We start from the raw sequence: 22,204 nt of genomic DNA, 5'->3' as shown, positions 1-22,204 counted from the left end.
AAGCTAATTGATGTTGTCCGGCTTTGCGTATAGTAGCTTATACTGTACGGGGTAATACTTCTATGTGCTTGGATCAATTAACAAAAAAGTTATTAAAACAATGAGAAAGCTTTTATTTCTGTTTCTATTATGCGGTTGGATTATACAGCCGGTACAGTCACAGCAAAAGAAAGAAATCACATTCGATAATGTAGTAAATGGAACTTTTTCTCCCTCGGGTATCCAACAGGTTAACTGGATGCAAGACGGACAGTATTATACGGCTGTAGAGCGTACAAAAAGAGATATTGAGCTTCGTAAATATAATATCCTAACTGGAGATTATGAGGTATTGGTTACTACTTCTGACCTTAAGGTTGAAGGGCGTAGCAAGCCTATTTTAATTCAAGGATACCAGTTTTCTGCAGATGAGACTAAGATCTTGATAAAAACTGATGTAGAGCGTATCTGGCGTCGCAGTACCCGTGAACATTATTTTATTTATAATCTTAAAACGGAGAATACCCAGAAGCTTACACAGTCAACCAAGAAACAACAATATGCCAAGCTATCTCCCTCTGGTGATAAGGCTGCTTTTGTTCAAGACAATAATTTGTACCTCGTAAATCTTAAAAGCGGTGAAGAGAAAGCTATTACAACTGACGGGAAGTTTAATCACATTATTAATGGAGCTACCGATTGGGTGTATGAAGAAGAATTTGGTATTGCGCGGGCATGGTATTGGTCTCCTGATGGAGAAAAAATTGCATTCTATCGATTTGATGAAAGCCGGGTAAAAGAATTTTTTATGACCGATTGGGGAGACCTGTATCCTGGTTTAACACGTTTTAAATACCCTAAAGCCGGTGAAAAGAATTCAGTTGTAAAGATTGGAGTTTATGACTTAAAGCAAGATAAAACCACTTGGATGGATGTCGGTTCAGAAAATGACCAGTATATTCCTCGAATTAACTGGACAAAAGATTCTGACCTATTAGCGATTCGTCGCATGAATCGTCTGCAAAACAAACAGGACCTTATGTTGGCTGATGTGAAATCGGGCCAAACAGAAATTATCAAAACAGAGACCAGCGATGCCTGGATTGATGTTAACGATAATCTTAAGTTCCTGAAAAATGGAGAGCAGTTTATCTATACCAGTGAAGAGTCCGGTTATAATCATATTTATTTGTACAATATGTCGGGTGAACGTATTCGACAGATAACCGAAGGGGATTGGGAAGTAACCAACTACCTGGGCTATAGCGAAGATAATGGCAAGATTTACTATGTGAGTACTGAGGAATCTTCTTTAGAACGTCACTTGTACAGTGTTAATATTGATGGGAGTGGTAAGAAAAAGCTGACTGATGGCACGGGTTGGAATCGTATTAACATGAGTCGTGATTATAAATACTATATTGAGACTTCTTCAGCGCCTCAATCTCCGCCACAATATACCCTGCATAAGGGCAGTGGAGAAAAAGTACGTGTTTTAGAAGACAATCAGGAGTTGGAGGATACCCTCACTAAATATGCTATGCCGTCAAAAGAGTATATCGAGATCCCCCTTGAGCAAGCTACATTAAATGCATACATCCTTAAACCTCACGACTTCGACCCGAAAAAGAAGTACCCGGTCTTATTTTATGTATATGGCGGTCCGGGCAGCCAGACTGTATCTAAGCGTTATGGGGGGAGTCAACGTCCTACATGGCACCGATACCTGACAGAACAAGACTATATTGTTGTAAGTGTTGATAATCGAGGAACCGGGGCTCGCGGTCGTGATTTTGAAAAACAGGTATATAAGAAACTGGGACAGTACGAGGTTCAAGACCAGATTGCATCCGCAAAGTACTTAATTGATGAATACAATTTTATTGATGAGTCTCGTTTAGGCATCTGGGGATGGAGTTACGGAGGATATATGTCGAGCTTGGTTCTGGCCCAAGCTAACGATATCTTTAGTACGGCTATTGCTGTTGCACCGGTAACCAACTGGAAGTATTACGATACCATTTATACCGAGCGTTTTATGCAGACGCCACAGATGAATCCCGAAGGATATAAAAAAGGATCGCCCTTAACTTATGCGGGACAGATTAAGGGTGAGTACTTGTTAGTCCATGGAACGGGGGATGATAATGTCCATTTCCAGAATGCAGTTGAAATGGTTGATAAACTTATAGCTGAAGATGTGCAGTTCGAAACAATGTACTATCCGAATAGAAGTCACGGTATCTATGGTGGAAATACCCGTAACCATCTGTTTAAAATGCTTAATAACTTTATTATAGACAATCTCTAGTATGGGACGAGTTCAGTTTGCCGATTACGCAAAAATATATGTTACCGGTGGAAACGGCGGACCGGGATCAGTACATTTTCGAAGAGAAAAGTATGTGCCTCGTGGTGGTCCAGATGGGGGAGATGGCGGTGATGGCGGTGATGTGATTGTAAGAGGAAACGAGCAGCTTAATACCCTCTTAGATCTCCGGTACCGAAAGTATGTAAATGCCAAAGACGGAAATCGGGGGGGATCCAGTAAAAAGAAAGGAAAATCGGGGGATGACGAAATCCTGGAAGCACCCTTAGGTTGTGTGATCTATGATGCCGATACCAAGGAGCGGTTAGGTGAGATTACTGAACATGATCAAGAGATTGTTGTGGCTGAAGGAGGCAAGGGGGGGCTTGGCAATTGGCATTTTAGAACAGCTACTAATCAAACTCCCCGCCATGCACAGGATGGGGAAGAGGGAGAAGAACGAGCCATAGAGATTGAGCTGAAGCTAATTGCTGATGTTGGACTTGTAGGCTTTCCTAATGCTGGTAAAAGCACTTTGCTATCAGCGATGTCGGGAGCCAAACCCAAGATCGACTCCTATCCTTTTACTACCCTTTCTCCGAATCTTGGAGTAGTAACGATGCCAGACTACCGCACCTTTGTAATGGCAGATATCCCGGGTATTATTGAGGAAGCACATGAGGGACGGGGACTGGGAATACAGTTTTTGCGCCATATTGAACGGAATAATCTATTGCTTTTTATGGTGAGCTCTCAGCAAGATATCGAGTATGAATACCAAGCCCTGTTAGATGAGGTTCGTCAATATCGGGCAGATTTGTTGGATAAACCCAGAATACTTGCTATCACGAAAATGGATCTGGTGGAGAATTATGAGCTTGATGAAGAGAAAAAAGTAGATTTAGATATCCCGGTAGTTGAAATTTCGTCTGCAACTAACTACCATATAGATGAACTTAAAGAAATCATCTGGGAGAAATTACAAGATATTGAATCTACAAGAGAAGACGTATGATCCACCGGTTAGAGAATTTGTAGCCCTACACCTAATGGATAATCTGGGTGCGCAACGCATCCGATTGTTATTGCAGTCTGTCGCCCATCCACAACTAATTTTTAGGTTAGAAAGGCATGAGCTAGAGTCTATTCGAGGGATTGGGCCTAAAACAGCTGACGAAGTGGTTACCTTTAACCGATGGGATGAGGTCGATGATATCCTTAAAAAGACCGATGCTACCGGAGCAGATATAATGACTTACTGGGATGATGATTATCCTTCGTTGCTCCGTGAAATTTACGATCCTCCACTTCTGCTTTGGATCAAAGGGGATAGAAAAGTTTTGGATAACACCAGTCTTGCGATAGTGGGTACCAGGAAAGCCGGAGAATATGCTATTGATATAGCCAAAAAGTTTTCAAAAAAACTGGTGGAACATGGTTTGACAATAATCAGTGGATTAGCATATGGTGTTGATGGTGCTGCCCATCGGGCAACCCTATCGGCAGGCGGGACAACAGTAGCAGTGTTGGGCTCCGGCATTGATTGGATCTATCCCAGTGATCATAAAGGTTTGGCATCTGATATTATAAAGAACAAAGGAGCTATTATTTCGGAATTTCCCTTGGGCACAGCTCCGGAAATGGGTAATTTTCCGGTACGAAATCGCATTGTCAGTGGCATGACGCTTGGTACCTTAGTGGTGGCTTCGGGCCTGGAAGGGGGAAGTATGATAACAGCAAAGTCTGCGCTGGATCAAAATAGAGAAGTATTTGTAATTCCTCATCCCATAGGTCATCCTAATGCTATAGGCTGTAATAGTTTAATCAAAAGGGGGATGGGCAAGCTGGTACAGAATGTCGAAGATATCTTAACAGAAGTTGAGGTTCATATTTCCCCTGATACTACCACCGGGGATAGTAAAGAAGCCGTTTTAGAAAAGAAATGGAAATCACAAGAGTTAGGTATTTTAGCTACTGAAATATGTGAGAAGTTGGAAGAGGATTCTCTGCATATTGATCAGTTGGCAAAGCAGATGGGTAAACCAACCCACCAATTGATGGCAAAGCTTTTAGAGCTCGAAATGGAGGGGTATGTTCGCCAAAGTGCCGGCCAAAACTTTGAGATACTTTAAGTCTGGGTGCGAACAGTTGTGAATTTAGACCTCTATGAGGAGTTCGCATTTTCCTATCGCATTATGAGGTTCTAAATTACTCACAACTATAACTTTATGCATTAAACTTATCTGAGGTTTCGCTTGAATCTGCGTATGACTTTTGATGAGATATTGCTATTTATACGTATTTCCCAGTAAGGGGTACAGCGAAATAGTTTTCTGGCACCTCTTTGATTCCCGCACAATAAGGAATGATAATTTGCTAACCGGGTTTTTAAATACGCAATCAATTGCATAATTAATCCTATAATTTTTTAAGTTATCGTTAAAGGGTTGCAATCGTTTGCGATAACCAGGCAGTTGGCGTGAAGGAATCAGTATTTAAGTTAGCCCTGATAAAAAGTATTTTTTAATAAAATGTTTCGAGTTCGAAATACCATATTATCTGAGGATATTGCTACGGCAAAATTTGCTTGTGATTTACCCAAGTGTAAGGGGGCATGTTGCGTAGTTGGAGATGCCGGTGCGCCCGTGTCGAAAGATGAGGTTTCGAAGCTTGAAAAAGCATATAAATTGTTAAAAGGTAAATTACATCCCCAAGCTCAAAAGACAGTGGAAGAAAATGGAGTTGTGTATGAAACGGTATCTGGGGGACGACGACTGTCTTGTCGAGATAACGAAGAATGTGTATTTGTCTCATATGAAGATGATGTAGCCTATTGTGCTATTCAGCATGCATTTATAAAGGGTGATATTGATTGGGAAAAACCGTTGAGTTGTCACTTATATCCTATTCGCCTAAAGAAAATTGCAGGAGTTGAATATGCTAATTTCGATTACGTGGAAAAGCTTTGTGGAACTGCTTGTACAAAAGGAGAACAGGAAGGAGTTTATTTGTCTGAGTTTTTAAAAGAATCTTTAATTCGTAGGTATAACAATAGCTGGTATAATGAGTTTAAGAAGTCCTGTAAAGAAATTAGAAATAAAAACGAAGGGGCTACTGAAGTATGATTAAAACTGGTCAACAGATGAATCAGAAACAGTCGCAGCAGCAGCGGCTGTCGCCACAGCAGATACAGTATATTAAACTGCTGCAGCTCCCCACCATAGCTCTGGAGCAACGCATAAAAGAAGAGCTGGAAGAAAACCCTGTGTTAGAAGAGGCTGAAAGAGAAGATTCACTTGAGGAGCTTGACCAGTCTGAATGGGAAGCAGAGGAAAGTTCAGAAGATGAGCTTGAACCCGTTGATCAGAATGAAGAGATCGACTGGGAAGAGTTCATGAATAACACTGAATATGAAGGGGAGAATTATAGCGGGGGATCCGGTTATGCTGGCGGTGGAGGAGATCAGACGTGGCGCGATCTTCCTAATCCATATCATGAATCGCTTTTAGAAGAGTTGGAACAACAAGTGAGCCTGCTCAACTTTGATGAAGAGCAGAAGCTTATTGCCAATCAAATATTAGGTTCACTTGATCAAGATGGATATTTCCGACGCGAAATTGAAGCAGTGGTAGATAATATTGCTTTTAATGAGGGAACACTGACCAACAAAGAGGAGGTTGAGAAAGTACGTAAAGAGATTCAGCGATTAGATCCGATAGGTATTGCATCTCGTGATTTGAGGGATTGTCTGTTGGTTCAACTTGAGATGCTCGGGGATGACTCTGAAGGCAGACAGATCGCTATTGAAATGTTGCGTGATTACTGGGAGCTCTTTGAGAAAAAGCATTTCAAGAAATTAAAGAAAAAGCTTAATGTAGCTGATGAACAGCTAAAGGCCGCTTTTGATTATATTAAAGGTTTAGATCCCAAACCCGGGGGCGGGGGTAATGTGGTCGATGATACACAGAACTACATTGAGCCGGATTTTGAAGTTTATTATCAACCTGCCGCACGTGATCAGAATGGGCAAGAACGGGAGGGAGACTTTGTTATTCAGTTAAATAATGGAAATGTACCACCGTTGCGTATTTCTCCACGTTACAAAGAGATGTGGGATGATCTGAAGAAGAAGAAAAAGAAAAGCAAGCAAAATAAAGAGACGAAAAACTTTATTAAGAGCAAGATTGAATCAGCGCAATGGTTTATTGATTCTATTCGTCAGCGACAAAATACGTTGATGAATACCATGCAAACCATTGTAGCCCTTCAAGAGAACTTCTTTAAACATGGAGAGGGATTAAAACCGATGATCCTCAAAGATATTGCGGATCGGGTTAATCTGGATATTTCTACTATTTCTCGTGTAGTTAATGGCAAATATGTTCAAACACACTTTGGTGTATTTGAGTTGAAGTATTTCTTTAGTGAGGGGCTGGAAACAGTAGATGGGGAAGAGGTATCGAGCCGAGAGGTTAAGAATGCGGTACAGGAAATTGTTGACAATGAAGACAAACAGAAACCACTGAGTGATCAAGCTATTGCTGATAAACTAAAAAGTCAGGGATATAAGGTAGCAAGACGAACAGTAAGCAAGTATCGTGAGAAGCTGAATATTCCGGTGGCACGTCTTCGTAAGCAGATTTGCTAATTTATTTTTATAGTGAAACTGCTAAATAGATCGTTTCTGTTAAAGTAGATGAAGTTGCTACCCAGATAAAAAATGCAGCTACTAAAAAAGTATATAAACCACTTGTAAGCATCAGGTAAACCAGGGTACGAGAGGATAAGTAGCGTGCAGAATCAAAAGATGTTATAACAAAACTTGCGAGCTGAACCACTATCGTTAAAATGCCAGCCGTTACTATATAGTAGGAAGAGGCTCCGGAGGAAAAAAGGACAATTAAAATTGACGTAATAATTAAATTAAGCTGAAGGGGCCAAGCATAAATTGTAGCAATTTGTGTTAAAGAGGTTATATTTTTGTGACTTATATATAACCATATAATATTTATTAGGGCAAGGAGCAGTGAGATAAGGAAGCCCCAAATGGCAAGAGCAGATACTCCACTTCCCCAAAAAACTATTCCGGGAAGATGGTATACAAGGGCATCAAAACCTTGAGAAGAAAATATGGTTACACTAACTGCACAGGTCGAGGTGGCGATTAAGAAAGCATTTTGGAAGATTAATATAATGGCGGGTACTACCGATCGAATGTGGCGCTGAAAGATATCATCAATAAAAAACTTGTGTGCAGAAAAATAACGGAATAAAGATTTCCGGTATAAAGGGCTACTATTGTAATGGAGAGCCACACTCGCCCAAATTAGTACCAAGATAATGATCGGTGCTGGATAGGTTTGATCTGTGGGGAGAGATTCATTGGGTAAAGGGAAAATAAGTTCTGATTCACTGGTTAGCGTCTGGATAGTGGTACTAAATGTAGGCTCTCTATTTGCGTTTTCAAGTAACCATTTACTATTGATAAAGATAGGTTTGTTCGGATAATCAGCGGTTACAGAAAGAAAATGTTTAAAGGGAGTTAGATATTGCCGTATAGAAGGGGCAGGTGAAAAATGATATGCTGCTGCCCGTTCAGGATAGGTAATAGCAGATGTAAAAATATTTGCAGGTTTTAGCCAGATATCTTTAATGACAAAACTACTATCGACCTCATTATGAATTAACGATTGCTGATTACTTGCAGTAAAATAAACTCGCCTAACCCTCCCTTTTTTAAGTTCCCTGATATAAGGTTGAATAGCATTTTTGAAGCTTTCTTTTTCAATAGGAGCATATTCAAAAAGACCTATTGCTTTAACGGAAGACTGCTGCAAAAGTATTCCAGACTTATTGCGTATCTTTCGGAGAAGTGAAGAGTCCGGTTGTGCAAAGGTTTCTGTTATGGGATATGAAATATCAAGGTCGCCATAGACCGTAAATCCTAATTCTTCAATTTTTTGCCAGATAGCGGGTTCTGCGGGAGGGCTAAACTTGAGAATTGAGATCCCCATATTTTGAAATTGCTCTAGCTGGTGTAATGCTTTTTCATTTTGTTTTGGGATTTCCCACTGTACCCCTACTGTCCGTTGGGCAATGGCCAGAGAGCTGCTAAACGACAGAAAAAGAAGAATGAGGAAAAAGAAGCGATATTTGGAATACGCCAATGGAAATGGGCCGAATGTAATTATTTGGGTTCAAATGTATTTTCAATGGGCAATTCAGCCGTTTCTTTAAAACTACTTAATACTACATTCGAACGACTTTTACTTACCCCGGGCCAAGATTGGATTTGGGAAAGTAGTTTCTCAAATGAAGCGGTATTTTCTGTTCGAATTTTTAGGATATGAGAGCCATCACCAGTAATAGAATGGCACTCCAGAATTTCAGGTTCCTCAGTAGCAGAATCAATAAACTTGGGATAGTTTTCGGACCCATCGACTTCGACAAATACAAAAGCGGTAATATCAAACTTGAATCTTTTGGAATCCAGTACTGCATGATATCCCTGAATCAGTTCCTTCTCTTCAAGCTTGCGCATTCGCTCCGAAACAGAGGGTACAGAGAGGTGCACAATTTCAGCAAGTCTGTTACGCTGGGCACGACCGTGTTTTTGTAAATGTTTCAGTATTTTAATGTCAATCTCATCCAGTCCTTGTGCCATCTAAACCTAAGTTTTCCTAATTTTTCTATGATTTATGGAAAATAACTTTAAATAATTAGGATATCAACTGATTTAATGCTTTTTAACTCCTTCTAATTATTGCTAATAACATAAAAAAAATAGGTTATTTAAGGTTCAAACCTTTGATAAAACTCTATTATCTTTACCCCAAACTGATTTATAATTAAAAAGTATTTAGCAGATGCTGGACGTCACATACATTCGAGAAAATGCCGAAAAAGTTAAACAGGCGATGCAGGATAAAGGAGAACCTAATTCTGATGTTGTTGATAAGGTGATTAATGTTGATGAGCAGTGGCGTTCGCTGGTGCAAGAAACCGATCAGCTTCGAAGCGAAAGCAACGATAAAGCCAAGAAGATTGGTGAGTTAATGGGGCAGGGCAAAAAAGAGGAAGCCCAAGAGATTATTGAGTATACCAGCAAGTTAAAAGAAGATATTAAAGACAAGGAAGTAGAACTTCGGTCTTTAAGAAAACATCGTGAAGACCTGTTGCTTCAGATACCGAATGTCCCACATGAGTCTGTCCCGGTAGGTAAAACAGAGGAAGATAATGAAGTTTTCAAAAGCTGGGGCGAACCCGATAAAGAGGAATGGCGAAAACCCCATTGGGAATTGGTTGAAGAGCAGGGATGGGTCGATTTTGAACGAGGATCTAAAGTTACGGGTGCTGGTTTTCCTTTTTATGTGGGACCTATTGCCCGTCTCCAGCGTGCTCTGATTAATTACTTTCTGAATACAGCTGCTGAGAACGGATATACTGAACTACAGGTTCCTTATTTTGTGAATGAGGATTCAGCACGTGGTACGGGACAAATTCCTGATAAGGAAGATATGATGTATGAGATTCCGAGGGATGGTTTTTTCACTATACCCACTGCAGAAGTACCAATAACAAACTTTCACCGGGATGAGATTATTGATAAAGATGAACTTCCTCTCTATTATGCTGGCTACACTCCTTGCTGGCGAAGAGAGGCCGGATCTTATGGTAAAGATGTGCGGGGTTTAAATCGGTTGCATCAGTTCGATAAAGTAGAACTGGTAAAGATGGTGCATCCTGATACTGCTTATGATGAGCTGGAGAACCTGCGCGAGTATGCTGAGTCATTGTTAGAAGCTCTTGATATTCCCTACCGTACATTATTGATGTGTACTGGAGATATGGGCTTTACCCAGACAAAGAAGTATGATCTTGAAGTATGGAGCCCGGGCCAGCAGCGCTGGCTTGAAGTTAGTTCTTGCTCTAATTTTGGAGGTTTTCAGGCACGCCGTATGATGCTTCGGTATCGTAAAGATGATGGAGATACAGAAGTATTGCATACACTGAATGGTTCAGGGTTAGCCCTGCCAAGGGTCGTAGCCGCGATATTGGAAATTTATCAACAGGAAGATGGAAGTATTCTTGTACCCGATGTGTTACAGTCTTTTATGGGGACAGATATTATTACTTCGTAGCATATAATCAAGGAAAATGAGTTTTTTATGAATGAAAATATCTGGGGTAATATTTCCCTTATAGATCAAGGGAAACGATACTTTTCGATAGGAGATCTTCATCTTTGGTTAGCTTATCAAAATGATGAAATATGGATTTCCTATGCGTATGAATCGGATCTGGAAGGGCCGGTGGATCGAGATCACCCACCCAAAAATGCAGAATGGTCGCGCTGGGCTCATAAAATCAGTTCCAGTGAGCTAAATATTCGTCCGGTATTTCCTGATTTGCCGTTGGTCGTTCATTCTGAATATACACTTAAAATTAGTCCTAAAACCCAGATCCAGATCTATACCCGCATTCCCATCTGGGTACGCATTTCTATTGCTGATAATGACTATCAACTTATAGAGTTACCTACTGCTAAGTTATCGAGAACATGGTTCGGCACCCCCACAGAAGGAGAGCTTTGTTACCATGCTGTTACTAAGGCTCGCCGTGATTTGTCGGACGTTGAACAAAAGCCATATTTAGTAAGTTGTCCTATTACTATTTCAAATCGGTCTGAGGGGGAGTTGAACTTTGAACATTTCTGTTTTCGGGTAGAGCGACTAAGTATGTACGGATACAATAATGCGTTTTGGGCTGATGAAACCCAGATAATTTTTCAGGGTGAGGATCTTAACAGTGATGTTATTATGACCGGGAAATTATATGATGGAATAACAAAGGATCAGTTGTTATCTCCTCCTCGCAAGAACATACAAAAGAGTTTGGCAACACGGACCTTCAAAATTTTTGAAGATGCATTAACCTTCGGACGATAGTTTATGAATAATTTCCAAGATTCTGTATTCAATATTTACCACTATATTTCTGAGGAAAGCTTGCAGCTTATTTTTAAGGTAGCTCTTATTATAGTAATTACGCTACCTTTTCTCTATATCTTGAGAGGATGGGCAAAGCGGTTTTTTACCAAAAAGTATGCTCCCCATTATGGTATGCTAGCAGGTAAGCTTGTTTTCTATTCCGGTTTGATTATTATGCTCGTTACCGTAATGGGCGAACTTGGAATTAGTTTAGCTCCTCTGCTAGGAGCGGCCGGAATTGTGGGTATTGCTATAGGTTTTGCATCTCAGACCAGTGTTTCTAATATCATCAGCGGTTTATTTCTAATTGCTGAGCAGCCCTTCAAAGTTGATGACATTATTACCATCAACAATACAACTGGGATTGTAATGTCAATTGATATATTGTCGGTTAAGTTGCGCACCTTCGACAACCAGTTTGTGCGTATTCCGAATGAGATGATTATCAAAACGGAAGTTACCAATGTTACTCGTTTTCCTATTCGGCGGTTCAACGGGGTAGTTTCTGTAGCCTATAAAGAAAATATTGGCAGGGTTCGTGAGTTACTCATGGAAGTTGCTGAAAAGAATAAGTTCTCATTAAGTGAGCCCGAACCATTAATAATTTTTGATGCTTTCGGGCAATCCTCCATTGATTTAAGATTTTTGGTTTGGGCTCCAAGAGAAGATTTTATCCAGTTGAAAAATTCTATACAAGAAGAGGTTAAGGCCAAGTTCGATGAAGAAGGAATTGAAATTCCTTTCCCCCATGTTTCTCTGTATGCCGGTTCAGCTTCTGAAGCTCTTCCCATTAAAATGGTAAATAAATCTGATGAGCTAGCAGATAATGAAAACAAAGAAAGCAGTAATTAACGTTTTCTTTTTCTCCTCAGTAAGCTAGTAGTTATTTGAATTATTATTGCTTTCTGTGATTGCTTTATAAATCAGATAGATGCCTGCAATAGCTAGCATCAAAATAATTAAGGTGCCCCAAAATATATAAGCCAGATACGGAAGGATAATGACCAACAGAATGCTGGTTACAAATCGAACAGGGTTAGTATAAAAGCTATAAGCATTAAGTCCGGTCGAAAGCAGGCGAAGTAAGCGTTGCCACATAAAAGAGTCATTTTTTTAAAGGCTAATAAGAAGCATACGCCCGGAAGAATAAAAAGATTCAAGATTTACAAAACTATGATGCAGTAGCAAACATTTTTTCATTCTTGAATCGTAGCATCAGATCGATAATAGGTTGCATTTCACTCTCTTTCATGATATCAGCTCGCAGATGACGACTATTGTGCACCCCTTTGAGGTATTGACCGTAGTGTTTCTTCATGATGATAACTCCATATCGTTCACCATGGTGTTCAACAGAGCGGCGCAGCTGGTCAATGCACAGGTCAATTCGGTCTTCGACTGTTGGTTCCGGAAGCAGTTCGCCCGTTTCAATATAATGACGTGATCGCTCAAAAATCCATGGATTGCCGATAGCACCACGTCCAATCATAACGCCGTCAACACCGGTTTCGTCGAACATACGTTTGGCGTCTTCTGGAGACGTCACGTCTCCATTTCCAATAACAGGGATTTCAAGTCCTTTTGTATTTTTAAGTTTTTTTAGCCATTCCCAGCGAGCATCTCCTTTGTACTTTTGACATCGTGTTCGAGCGTGTACTGTTAAAGCTTTTATGCCCAGGTCCTGTAGCATTAGGGCCGCTTCTTGGATTTTAATGGTACGATCATCCCATCCCAGTCTTGTTTTTACGGTTACCGGTTTATTTTCTACCGCATCAACTACCGATCCGGCCATTGATTTCATCAAGTCCATGTCTTTTAGACATGCGCAACCGGCCCCCTTTTTTACAATTTTATAAACCGGACAGCCAAAATTGATGTCTACAACATCCGGGTCGTTAGATTCAGCAATCTTGGCAGCTCCTTCCATTGCTTCTTCGCGTCCGCCAAAAATTTGCACCCCGAAAGGGCGTTGTTCTTCAGTGAAATCCATTTTATGCATCGCCTGGTCATTATCACGAATAATGGCTTCAGAACTTATAAATTCAGTATATACAATACTGGCCCCTTTTCTGCGACATATAGTGCGGAACGGAGAGTCAGTAACATCCTCCATAGGAGCTAATAAAATAGGTTTATTTCCTAAGTCAAGATCGCCGATCTTCATAAAAGTGGGGTTCTTTTCAATTTTTGAAGCCTTGAAATATACGGAATTTTTGAGGGAAGATCGATATAGGGAAGTAATTTATATAGTACCACTAAACAGCATGATCCGACTAGTCATTTCCTTTTTTATCACTTATATTAGCAATCTCATAAATTTAATCTTATTGAAATAACGGGAGCAACGCTATGGCTTTAGCATCAAAAAGTATTGAAGAACTCTTAGGTGAGGACGCCGAGGACCTATTAAACCATAAATGTGAAACGATTTCAAAAGAACGGATTCATGTACCAAACCCGTCCTATGTTGATGATGTATTAGGACAGTCTGATCGGAGCCCTCGTGTTCTTAAGAATATGCAGGAGCTGTTAAATCATGGCAGGCTTGGCGGAACCGGCTATATTTCTATACTGCCGGTAGATCAAGGTATTGAACACTCAGCCGGAGCTTCTTTCGCGCCTAATCCCGATTATTTTGATCCGGAGAATATTGTGAAGCTAGCTATTGAAGGTGGATGTAGTGGTGTTGCCTCTACGTTTGGAGTGCTGGGTTCTGTGGCGAGAAAGTATGCCCACAAGATACCTTTTATTGTAAAGCTCAATCATAATGAGCTGATGACGTATCCCAATACGTATAACCAGATCATGTTTGGCACTGTTGATCGCGCTTTTGATATGGGAGCTACTGCAGTTGGGGCTACAATTTACTTTGGTTCTCAGGAATCAAGCCGTCAGATTCAGGAAGTAGCACGTGCCTTTGAGCGGGCGCATGAACTCGGAATGGCTACTATTCTTTGGTGCTACACCAGAAATTCTGCATTTAAAGTTGATGGTACAGATTATCACTCAGCAGCAGACTTAACAGGGCAGGCTAACCATCTGGGGGTCACAATTCAGGCAGATATTGTAAAGCAAAAGCAGCCTACCCTAAATGGCGGTTATAAAGCTTTAAATATGGGTGATTCTTCGTATGGTAAGCTCGATGAAGATATCTATGATGAGTTATCCAGTGATCATCCTATTGATTTAACACGTTACCAAGTAGCAAATAGCTATATGGGGCGTTCGGGTCTTATCAATTCTGGCGGTGCATCTGGAGATAACGATTTTGAACAGGTTATTCGTACTGCTGTTATTAATAAACGCGCAGGTGGTATGGGACTTATTACCGGCCGAAAGGCATTCCAGCGCCCTATGGATGAAGGCGTTCGGATACTAAACTTCATTCAAGATGTTTATTTGGATGATAATATTACTGTAGCATAATAGAACCTGACTTAAGGCCTTATGGAACTGAATCCATAAGGCCTTTTTTGTAAACATTTTATTGTAGCATACATTAAAGTAATATACTATTCCCAATTACTCCCTATTATTGGTATAATTAAAAGTATCTATTTTTAATAATTATTGACCATTCTTGGCTGATAACGAAGATCAAATAAAGACGAATCCAAATAAATACTTTTCGAAAAAGTATTTATTTATTTCTATAGGATTGAGTATTGCCACAATGGCATTCTTGATCTACCTAACGTACACTCCCGGCGTACTAGAACATCTGAAATTAAAGCGGATGCCGGGTATTGTGATTGCTATTATCGTATCTTTCATGCGATTATGGTTTTCAGCAGCAAAAATTCGTGCACTATCAGAAAATTCACTCTCTTGGTTAGCATCCTTCCGCGTAATGTTGAGTTGGGATTTCACCTCTTCTATAACCCCTTCTACTATTGGCGGTGCCCCCATGGCAACTTATGCTATGACGAAGGAGGGGTTTAATGTTGGTCAGTCGACAGCAATAATTTTGTATAGCGTTCTTCTTGACCAGCTTTGGTTTGCTCTGGCTGTCCCAATTTTATTAATATCCGGATTGTTTTTTGAGGTTGTTCCAAATAATACAGGAATGGTGGGGCATGTTTCTATGGCAATGCTCTATATAGGGTTATTGAGCTATGCCGGCTTAATGGCTTATGGAGTGCTTAAAAACCCCAATGCCATAAAAAAAGTAGTTAACTTTTTGTTTAAGCTACCCTTCCTACGACGATGGAGAGAGCAGGTTAGTAAAGAAACTGATAACCTGGTAGAGTATTCTCATGAACTTCGTAAAAAACCTACCAGCTTTTTGTTAAAAACATTTTTCTTATCTACAATGTCGTGGCTGTGCCGAATTGCCTTACCCACTATTGTAGTACTAAGTTTATTGCCGGCGGATGTTATTTTATCCACTTTGCGAAGTTTAGCGATGAACTTAGCATTTTTAATAATGCCAACCCCCGGAGGAAGTGGCGGCGTAGAGGGGCTTTTTGCCATATTCCAGGGCCCACTTATTGACCGTAAAGCATTTATAGGGCTAGCTGTATTTGCGTGGCGTATAATCAGTTATTATATCACCGTTGGGTTAGGGATGATGGCGACAACCTGGTACATAAATCGTTCGGTTGTGGAATTGCGAAGCGAGAGTGATAATTCGAAAAAGACTATAGAAAGTGAAGTCTCATCTACAGACACAGTATAGCTGATGCCTAAAGATAGAATGCAATATGTTTGTGGCGATTGTGGCCACACCTCTACAAAATGGTTGGGCAACTGTCCCAATTGTGGCGCTTGGCATACTTTTAAAGAGTTTAAAGTAGAGCGTAAAACGAAATCTGAGAAAGAGCATAAGGGAAAAGTAGACGGACTAGCCGACTCCCAACCTCCTCAAAAGCTCGATGAAATTGATTCAGACTCACAAGAACGATTTTTAAGCAATATTCAAGAGTTCGACCGTGTACTTGGTGGAGGTTTTGTATCAGGATCATTTGTACTTATCGGAGGGGATCCCGGTATTGGTAAAAGTACGCTTACCTTACAGATTGGAAAGTCGAATCCTGGTCTTGAAATATTGTATTGTGCTGGTGAAGAGTCAGCTGGACAGATAAAACAACGAGCTCAACGGTTAGGAGTAGATTCGGATAGCTTTTATATCTATACCGATACCGATATCAATAAGGTGATTAAAGAGGCACAAAAACTGGATCCTGATCTGCTTATTGTTGATTCCATACAAACAGTCTATCGTACTGAGCTTACCAGTATGGCGGGTAGCGTACAGCAAGTAAAGGAGTGTGCTGCATTGCTGCAGCAGCTGGCTAAGAAACAGGATATAACGACACTGGTTATAGGACATGTAACCAAAGATGGAGCTATTGCCGGTCCTAGGGTATTGGAGCATATGGTAGATACGGTGCTACAGTTTGAGGGAGACAGCAATTATAACTATCGCATGCTTAGAAGTATTAAAAACCGTTTTGGCCCGGCACAGGAAGTAGGGGTTTTTGAAATGAAACAACAGGGGCTTATCGATGTACTTAACCCTTCGCAGCTGTTTTTATCGGAGTTTGACAGCACAGTAAGTGGAAATGCAGTAATCTGTTCTATTGAAGGTTCACGTCCATTACTGGTAGAAGTACAGGCCCTGGTAACCCCCAGCAATTATGGTACGCCACAGCGTACGGCCAATGGTTTTGACTATAAACGTCTGTCGTTATTACTGGCTGTTTTAGAAAAGAGAGGGGGATACCAATTTTCCGGGCAAGATGTATATTTAAATATAGCCGGTGGATTGAAAGTCAATGACCCGGCTGCAGATCTGGGGGTAATGTTGGCTTTGGTTTCCAGCCTGGTAGATAAACCGATTTCAGATGAGATGGCTTTTCTTGGCGAAGTGGGGTTAGGCGGAGAAGTGCGTGCGGTTAATAAGGTAGATCACCGATTGGGAGAGATCCAAAAGCTTGGATTTAAACATGCTATTGTACCCAAAGCAAATAATCCGCAAAAAGAGGGCGGTTTAGCTATAACAGGGGCTACCAATATCATGAGTACGATAAAAAAAGCCCTTCGGGATTAACCAAAGAGCTTTTTCTGTACTAAAAATCGTGCTTAATACTGGTGGCGACTACGACGTTTTTGTTCACGAATACTTTTCTTCAGAGCCTCACGACGTTCTTTGGAAGGCTTAGTATACTGCTGATTATCTTTGTATTCATTCAGAATTCGTGAACGGGCAACCAATTTCTTAAAGCGATTGACTGCGCGGTCGATGCTTTCGTTATCTTTTACTTTAACTCCAACCATATAACTAAAATTGTTTTACTTTCAATTCTCGGACGCGAAATATAAGGATCTTTTTGTTAATGTGCATAATAATAACAGAGAAAAGTTAGATATCATTTCTTACACTCCGTTCGGCCCATCGAAGGCATCCCCGAGGCTGCCTTTTGTCAGGCTACTGGTGTTGTCGTCCGACGAATCATTTAGGGAACAAAAGTTATTCCCCTCAAATATTGGGTTTCTTTTAAAAAATCACACTAATTCCTGCCCCGAGCTCAAAACCGGCTGTCGAATAAAAAAAGGTGTTCTCTCGTTCAACTTTAACATTATTTGAGGGGTCATTAGTGGGTTCAACAGATGTGATAGTTGATTTTTCGCCATTAATAATTCGATAACCGGACCGTATGAAAATGGAACTAAATCGTAAGAAATCCCACTCAAACTCAATAAATGGTTTGAACACATTTCCCCTTGAGGTAAAATTAACGTCTCCCACATGTGGACCGAATCCTTTTTTCTCAACATCCACATCATGAAGGTCTATTTTGCTAAAGCTTAAGCCAAGGTTAACATTTGTTGTATTGGGTTCTCCAAAGATGTATGCCAATCTAAGTCCCAAAGAACCACTGGCAACACGGCCGTAGCCTATAAAAAAGTGAAAACCAAGCTCATAGGGCAGTCCATCATAGTCAGAGATCGTCCACCGTAAGACAACAGCTTGTACGTTGTGCACGGAGGCTTCCACCGATTAGAAACAAGATTAAAATAAATAATGAGCGCATTGTAAATGTGGGGTCTTAATATTCTTCATGAGATTATAACCGATCAGGATTTTGTAAAACCATGATAGCGATGAAAGTTATCTTCAATAGATTTACCATACATCTGAAATATCTATTATCAGTAGTTAGTATAACTTTAGGCTCATTCCAATACCCAACTCAAAACCGGAGCCATAGAATTTGGTGTTATGGGATGCACGGTATGATTTAACCGATCCATTTTCGTAACGGGATCTAATCTCCGTTACTGTTTTAGTTTCAGTGCGTAGAAACCGGTATCCTGCTTGTGCAAATAGACTTATATATTTTGAAAAATTCCACTGCCACTCTACGAAAGGCTTAAATGATTCGTGAAACTCATCTTCTAATACAGCCCCAACTTCGACGGTGTCATCAAATGAATTCATTTTAAAACGTCCAACATTAATACCCGCCTCCAGTAGTTGCGAACTGTTAATTGGATACAGATAAGCCAAATTTAGTCCGTACAAAATTGCTATATATGAGGAATAGCCCCTGGAAAGATAAGCCCCAGCCTCAATGGGAGTAATCTCACTATTATAAACGGAAACTTCCAGTTCCCAAGGGCTAAGCCCAGTATGGTGTTGGTCATAGAGCTCAAAGTTGGGAGTAACTTTTTGTTGAAAGCTGAGTAAGAATCCCTTGTGCTCCTGAGCATATATATGGGGGGCTACTATGATGAGAGTAATACTGATGATTAGTAAACGCATAAACTGTTAAAAGTTTAGTTGAACGTTAAATAATAAAGTGCTCCCGTACTCCTCTTTGTTTAACGGAATATTGACCTTCGGATTTACTACCAGGTAGAAGGAGTCTGAAAGCCTAAAGGGTACGTCAAAGCCTACTTTCGGGCCAATGATAAACCCATCAAATCCCTGTCGCAGACTTGCCGTGCTGTATGGTGCTGAATAGTTACCATATCCCAGGAAGGCCCCAAGGTTTGGTAGCAAAGAGATGCTCTTGGACAAAGGAATATTCCAGAATAAGGAAGAAGAAACCATCCCGGAAGTCAATGACGGTTCTGGTATGTTGTTATAACCTTCCGTATTGAACGTTATAGCTTGATAAACAGAAAGTTCCGAGCGCAGCAAAAAACGATCAGAAAGATCAGCTGTACGTCCCAAAATAACTCCGAGATTAAGCAGGCTCATTTTGAGAGTTGGCCTAAGTCCGGAATTATATTCATTGGACAGAAATTCGGTATGCAGCGTTATATCATACCTTGAGTTGAAACGGTAACCCACCGCAGGTCCGATAAGTTGGGCATCTTCAAAAAATCCCCCGCGCAGGTACAGTGATTTTACAATAGGGGTAAAGAAGCCGGAATCTTTTTTATAGGTGGTTTGGGCGTGAGAGATTTTGATCAATGGTGTTATAAATAAACTAATTATAAATGCAATTATAAGTGATGTGGCAGCTTTATTCATCATAATACTCAACTGTGCAGCTCTTTGGATTGAAAAAATTAGAAGCTGAGATTTATATCTCAACTTCTAATAAATGTTACTATTATTTTTAAAAAATACCTTGAGTTGATTTTCGACCGGTAATAAAACCTAGATGATACCCATCATGTTTAAGCGTATGTTTAGATCTCAATATTTCAAGATCAAAATCTACAGCACTATTTTCAACATATGGAGGAGCATTACTTACTATCGCTGTTGACCAGTCATACCCTTTGCGTATTTTTTTAGCATCATATTTAGTCTTTGTATAGGATCGATAGACTTTTTGAGGGCCCATGTAAATATCATAAGTATCCGGACTGCTATGTTTAAACACATTTATTTTTATTTTCTGTCCTGATATTTGGTCTAATAATATTTTAGTAACTGTTTGATTGCTATTTAAGAATGAAATTTCACTTAAAAAACTTTCAACTTTATTAGCAGCGAAATCTCCCCAATTAACTTCTAAGCCGACTTTTATTTTATGAAATGGTATCTCTTTTTTACCGTACCCATATTTCACAAAAGAGTCTAACGTAATTTTTTCAGCACTTCTGTTCCACCAGTTTAGCCAGGTATGACGCTGGTGAACTGATTTGGCTCCAATACTGCTATATATAAAAAAATCTTGACACCAAGATTTGCCTTTTAAACGACCTTTTGTTCCGCCACTTCGATATTCTTGTGTTATTTTATCTGGATAATTTTTGTCCAAGTTTTTACGTGGGTCAAGGTCAATCACATCTTGGTTCGGGTATGAGTTGTCGTCGTCATCGTCTCCGGGGTCATACGATCCTCCGCCACTTCCTCCACAATTTTCCACTCGATAAACGTCTTGTCTTATCCGAACAGGTTCTTGTCGGATTTCCTCGCAAGGTTTTACATAAGAGAGACTGGGATTGGATGATTTTTTCTTAGGAGGTTGAAAATTCTGATAGGCCCCCTTGTCTTTGAAGATATAGGTATACTTATTAGTAATTTTGAATATCTGTTTACCGACCTGAAATACCCCATCTTTATTCAAGATACTAGCAAAGGCTGGGTCTTCAACATTTAAGTACAGAATTTTTTCTTCCTGAATGGTAAGATTATTGCTTTTATTTTTAGTTTTCTTTTTTCGGATGTGTTCTTGGGCCATTTTTAGAGATGTGAAACCATGTGCTTTTTGCTTCACAAATTTATCTAATTCGCTATAAGATTTCTGTTGAAGATTTTGAACAAAACCTTTGAAATCATTACTTGAATCAAATACTAACGATTTTCCTTCTACAGAAGGTGTTTTTATTTGTTTGTTACCTTCTTTTGTATTTTGATTTATTGAGGTAGTGTTATCTTGGCAAGAACTAAAAAAAAGAGTTAACACTAAGATTATACTTATCGGATATAGTTTTCTCATGATGGTAAAGTTTAAGGTAGCTTCACTATTGATTTGGAACTCTTACTTGAGGTTCCTATTAACCAAATATGATATTCTATATAGTCAGTATAATCAACGATGTTAGTAATTTCTAATGCGGTTGTTATTTATGTGTTTTGATTTTGTCAAAGCACTTCCGGATTCAAAATATACTCCTCCGGGATACCATCATCAGCTACTCCCAATCCAAAGAGGGCATAGTCATATTTGGCCGGATCCTGTGGATCAAGTAATTGTAATGCTTCAGTGAGTTCTTCAACAGCCCACCAGTCGTTATAGGTTCTTGTTAATAGCCCCAGTGCGCGAGCTTGCCGGGCCACATGTACATCCAAGGGAATATATAACTCTGATGCAGGCATAAAATCCATAATCCCCAAGTCAACGGGACTATTTTTGCGTATGGCCCAGCGAAGATAGAGGTACAAGCGTTTACAAGAACTCTTTTTATCGGCATTGGAAACATGTTTGCGGGTCCGTTTGGGAGCTTCAGGTTGTTGGGCAAAAAATTGCTCATGGAATACCGACATCATGGGCCTGTTATTTTTTGTTGCTCGCTGGTAGCAAAAGGTCCAAAAGTCTTCAAATGATCCATAGTTAAGGAGTATTGATTGCAGTATCTTTACCAACCACTTCATATCGACAGGTTTGAAGGTACGATGTTTGAATCCTTCGAAGTATTTGGCGTCACGATCTGCAAAGTTTGTGATGAATTCAGTAGGACGATTATTCATGCGGTCCAGGAAATTACGCACTTTTCGGATTACGATATCACGACGTCCCCAAGCCATAGTGGCAGCAAAGAATCCGGCCAATAGTTGATCTTCCTTATCATTAAAGGCATGCATAAACAGTACGGGATCATCATCAATATATCTGGGTTCTTCGATGTGTTCCACCCATTCATCGAGGAGAGGTTTAAGCGCTTTGATTTGTTGTTGTGATCTTTTGGTGAGCTTTCGGCTCATGGGGCTTGGTTTGATAACAAACTTTCGGTGTCTTCA

At 40.1% G+C, this 22,204-nt stretch carries 21 protein-coding genes; 11 read left to right on the top strand and 10 right to left on the bottom strand.

The genetic code is table 11. The annotated features are described in order from the left end of the window. Positions 1-100 precede the first annotated feature (100 nt). The 5 genes from FCN14_RS07170 (at position 101) to rpoN (ending at position 6,935) form a co-directional block, all read left to right on the top strand. Complete coding sequence (locus tag FCN14_RS07170) at positions 101-2,290, top strand: S9 family peptidase (protein ID WP_138430522.1); 2,190 nt, start codon at positions 101-103, stop codon at positions 2,288-2,290. Position 2,291: 1 nt separating this feature from the next. Further along, positions 2,292-3,302, top strand: a complete 1,011-nt coding sequence (gene obgE / locus FCN14_RS07165; RefSeq protein ID WP_138430521.1) for a GTPase ObgE — start codon at positions 2,292-2,294, stop codon at positions 3,300-3,302. After that, entirely contained in the window at positions 3,238-4,419 is a 1,182-nt protein-coding gene (dprA, locus tag FCN14_RS07160; protein ID WP_138430520.1) for a DNA-processing protein DprA, read from the top strand. The genes obgE and dprA overlap by 65 nt, the downstream gene beginning before the upstream one ends. A gap of 399 nt (positions 4,420-4,818) precedes the next feature. Continuing rightward, positions 4,819-5,412, top strand: coding sequence for a DUF3109 family protein (locus FCN14_RS07155; RefSeq protein ID WP_138430519.1), 594 nt, complete (start codon positions 4,819-4,821; stop codon positions 5,410-5,412). 17 nt (positions 5,413-5,429) lie between these two features. Continuing rightward, positions 5,430-6,935 carry an RNA polymerase factor sigma-54 gene (gene rpoN / locus FCN14_RS07150; protein ID WP_246043119.1) on the top strand — a complete coding sequence of 502 codons (1,506 nt, stop codon included), beginning with the start codon at positions 5,430-5,432 and terminating at the stop codon, positions 6,933-6,935. Positions 6,936-6,942: 7 nt separating this feature from the next. Here rpoN and FCN14_RS07145 read toward each other — a convergent pair whose 3' ends face one another. Next, positions 6,943-8,454 (bottom strand): hypothetical protein, encoded by a 1,512-nt coding sequence (locus FCN14_RS07145; protein WP_138430517.1) that lies wholly within the window; start codon positions 8,452-8,454, stop codon positions 6,943-6,945. A 20-nt stretch (positions 8,455-8,474) separates the two neighbouring features. Next, on the bottom strand, positions 8,475-8,951 hold the full coding sequence (locus FCN14_RS07140; RefSeq protein ID WP_138430516.1) for an Lrp/AsnC family transcriptional regulator: 477 nt from the start codon (positions 8,949-8,951) through the stop codon (positions 8,475-8,477). A 202-nt stretch (positions 8,952-9,153) separates the two neighbouring features. Between FCN14_RS07140 and serS the strand changes: the two genes are divergently transcribed. Genes serS through FCN14_RS07125 form a run of 3 tightly spaced genes read left to right on the top strand, consistent with a single transcriptional unit; the run spans position 9,154 to position 12,129 of the window. Further along, entirely contained in the window at positions 9,154-10,428 is a 1,275-nt protein-coding gene (serS, locus tag FCN14_RS07135) for a serine--tRNA ligase (protein ID WP_138430515.1), read from the top strand. A 27-nt stretch (positions 10,429-10,455) separates the two neighbouring features. Beyond that, entirely contained in the window at positions 10,456-11,235 is a 780-nt protein-coding gene (locus tag FCN14_RS07130; protein WP_138430514.1) for a DUF432 domain-containing protein, read from the top strand. 3 nt (positions 11,236-11,238) lie between these two features. Continuing rightward, on the top strand, positions 11,239-12,129 hold the full coding sequence (locus tag FCN14_RS07125) for a mechanosensitive ion channel family protein (protein ID WP_138430513.1): 891 nt from the start codon (positions 11,239-11,241) through the stop codon (positions 12,127-12,129). A gap of 24 nt (positions 12,130-12,153) precedes the next feature. Here the strand turns inward: FCN14_RS07125 and FCN14_RS07120 are convergent, their stop codons facing one another. Both FCN14_RS07120 and dusB read right to left on the bottom strand, forming a co-directional pair. Next, positions 12,154-12,375, bottom strand: a complete 222-nt coding sequence (locus FCN14_RS07120; RefSeq protein ID WP_138430512.1) for a hypothetical protein — start codon at positions 12,373-12,375, stop codon at positions 12,154-12,156. Between the two features lie 73 nt (positions 12,376-12,448). Next, entirely contained in the window at positions 12,449-13,441 is a 993-nt protein-coding gene (gene dusB, locus FCN14_RS07115; protein WP_138430511.1) for a tRNA dihydrouridine synthase DusB, read from the bottom strand. A gap of 185 nt (positions 13,442-13,626) precedes the next feature. On the opposite strand from dusB, the gene FCN14_RS07110 reads away from it, so the two are divergent. From FCN14_RS07110 to radA, 3 genes are all read left to right on the top strand, one after another. Continuing rightward, positions 13,627-14,703: a class I fructose-bisphosphate aldolase gene (locus FCN14_RS07110; protein ID WP_138430510.1), complete on the top strand. Its 1,077-nt coding sequence runs from the start codon at positions 13,627-13,629 to the stop codon at positions 14,701-14,703. A gap of 154 nt (positions 14,704-14,857) precedes the next feature. Then, a complete protein-coding gene (locus FCN14_RS07105; RefSeq protein ID WP_246043118.1) occupies positions 14,858-15,955 on the top strand; it encodes a lysylphosphatidylglycerol synthase transmembrane domain-containing protein in 1,098 nt (365 codons plus the stop codon). 3 nt (positions 15,956-15,958) lie between these two features. Continuing rightward, positions 15,959-17,329, top strand: coding sequence for a DNA repair protein RadA (gene radA / locus FCN14_RS07100; protein WP_138430509.1), 1,371 nt, complete (start codon positions 15,959-15,961; stop codon positions 17,327-17,329). 32 nt (positions 17,330-17,361) lie between these two features. On the opposite strand, the gene rpsU is transcribed toward radA, so the two are convergent. The 6 genes from rpsU to FCN14_RS07070 form a co-directional block, all read right to left on the bottom strand. After that, positions 17,362-17,556, bottom strand: coding sequence for a 30S ribosomal protein S21 (gene rpsU, locus FCN14_RS07095; protein ID WP_138430508.1), 195 nt, complete (start codon positions 17,554-17,556; stop codon positions 17,362-17,364). 220 nt (positions 17,557-17,776) lie between these two features. Beyond that, positions 17,777-18,265: a hypothetical protein gene (locus FCN14_RS07090; protein WP_138430507.1), complete on the bottom strand. Its 489-nt coding sequence runs from the start codon at positions 18,263-18,265 to the stop codon at positions 17,777-17,779. 174 nt (positions 18,266-18,439) lie between these two features. After that, positions 18,440-19,045 carry a hypothetical protein gene (locus FCN14_RS07085; RefSeq protein WP_138430506.1) on the bottom strand — a complete coding sequence of 202 codons (606 nt, stop codon included), beginning with the start codon at positions 19,043-19,045 and terminating at the stop codon, positions 18,440-18,442. Between the two features lie 6 nt (positions 19,046-19,051). Next, a complete protein-coding gene (locus tag FCN14_RS07080) occupies positions 19,052-19,702 on the bottom strand; it encodes a hypothetical protein (RefSeq protein ID WP_171032839.1) in 651 nt (216 codons plus the stop codon). Positions 19,703-19,850: 148 nt separating this feature from the next. Next, positions 19,851-21,182 (bottom strand): hypothetical protein, encoded by a 1,332-nt coding sequence (locus FCN14_RS07075; RefSeq protein ID WP_138430504.1) that lies wholly within the window; start codon positions 21,180-21,182, stop codon positions 19,851-19,853. Between the two features lie 146 nt (positions 21,183-21,328). Continuing rightward, positions 21,329-22,168, bottom strand: coding sequence for a TIGR02757 family protein (locus FCN14_RS07070; RefSeq protein WP_138430503.1), 840 nt, complete (start codon positions 22,166-22,168; stop codon positions 21,329-21,331). Positions 22,169-22,204 lie beyond the last annotated feature (36 nt).

The sequence above is a fragment of the Fodinibius saliphilus genome (genome assembly GCF_005869845.1).
GTDB lineage: Bacteria > Bacteroidota > Rhodothermia > Balneolales > Balneolaceae > Fodinibius > Fodinibius saliphilus.
Note: the sequence above shows the minus strand (reverse complement) of the source record. Positions and strands in the feature narration are given on the sequence as shown.

Coding starts and splice junctions, on each gene's coding strand:
- FCN14_RS07085 (WP_138430506.1), bottom strand. CDS start 19,045: ATGCGTTTACTAATCATCAGTATTACTCTCATCATAGTAGCCCCCCAT.
- rpsU (WP_138430508.1), bottom strand. CDS start 17,556: ATGGTTGGAGTTAAAGTAAAAGATAACGAAAGCATCGACCGCGCAGTC.
- FCN14_RS07140 (WP_138430516.1), bottom strand. CDS start 8,951: ATGGCACAAGGACTGGATGAGATTGACATTAAAATACTGAAACATTTA.
- rpoN (WP_246043119.1), top strand. CDS start 5,430: ATGAATCAGAAACAGTCGCAGCAGCAGCGGCTGTCGCCACAGCAGATA.
- FCN14_RS07170 (WP_138430522.1), top strand. CDS start 101: ATGAGAAAGCTTTTATTTCTGTTTCTATTATGCGGTTGGATTATACAG.
- radA (WP_138430509.1), top strand. CDS start 15,959: ATGCCTAAAGATAGAATGCAATATGTTTGTGGCGATTGTGGCCACACC.
- FCN14_RS07155 (WP_138430519.1), top strand. CDS start 4,819: ATGTTTCGAGTTCGAAATACCATATTATCTGAGGATATTGCTACGGCA.
- FCN14_RS07110 (WP_138430510.1), top strand. CDS start 13,627: ATGGCTTTAGCATCAAAAAGTATTGAAGAACTCTTAGGTGAGGACGCC.
- FCN14_RS07125 (WP_138430513.1), top strand. CDS start 11,239: ATGAATAATTTCCAAGATTCTGTATTCAATATTTACCACTATATTTCT.
- serS (WP_138430515.1), top strand. CDS start 9,154: ATGCTGGACGTCACATACATTCGAGAAAATGCCGAAAAAGTTAAACAG.
- dusB (WP_138430511.1), bottom strand. CDS start 13,441: ATGAAGATCGGCGATCTTGACTTAGGAAATAAACCTATTTTATTAGCT.
- FCN14_RS07120 (WP_138430512.1), bottom strand. CDS start 12,375: ATGTGGCAACGCTTACTTCGCCTGCTTTCGACCGGACTTAATGCTTAT.
- FCN14_RS07070 (WP_138430503.1), bottom strand. CDS start 22,168: ATGAGCCGAAAGCTCACCAAAAGATCACAACAACAAATCAAAGCGCTT.
- obgE (WP_138430521.1), top strand. CDS start 2,292: ATGGGACGAGTTCAGTTTGCCGATTACGCAAAAATATATGTTACCGGT.
- dprA (WP_138430520.1), top strand. CDS start 3,238: ATGAACTTAAAGAAATCATCTGGGAGAAATTACAAGATATTGAATCTA.
- FCN14_RS07075 (WP_138430504.1), bottom strand. CDS start 21,182: ATGAGAAAACTATATCCGATAAGTATAATCTTAGTGTTAACTCTTTTT.
- FCN14_RS07130 (WP_138430514.1), top strand. CDS start 10,456: ATGAATGAAAATATCTGGGGTAATATTTCCCTTATAGATCAAGGGAAA.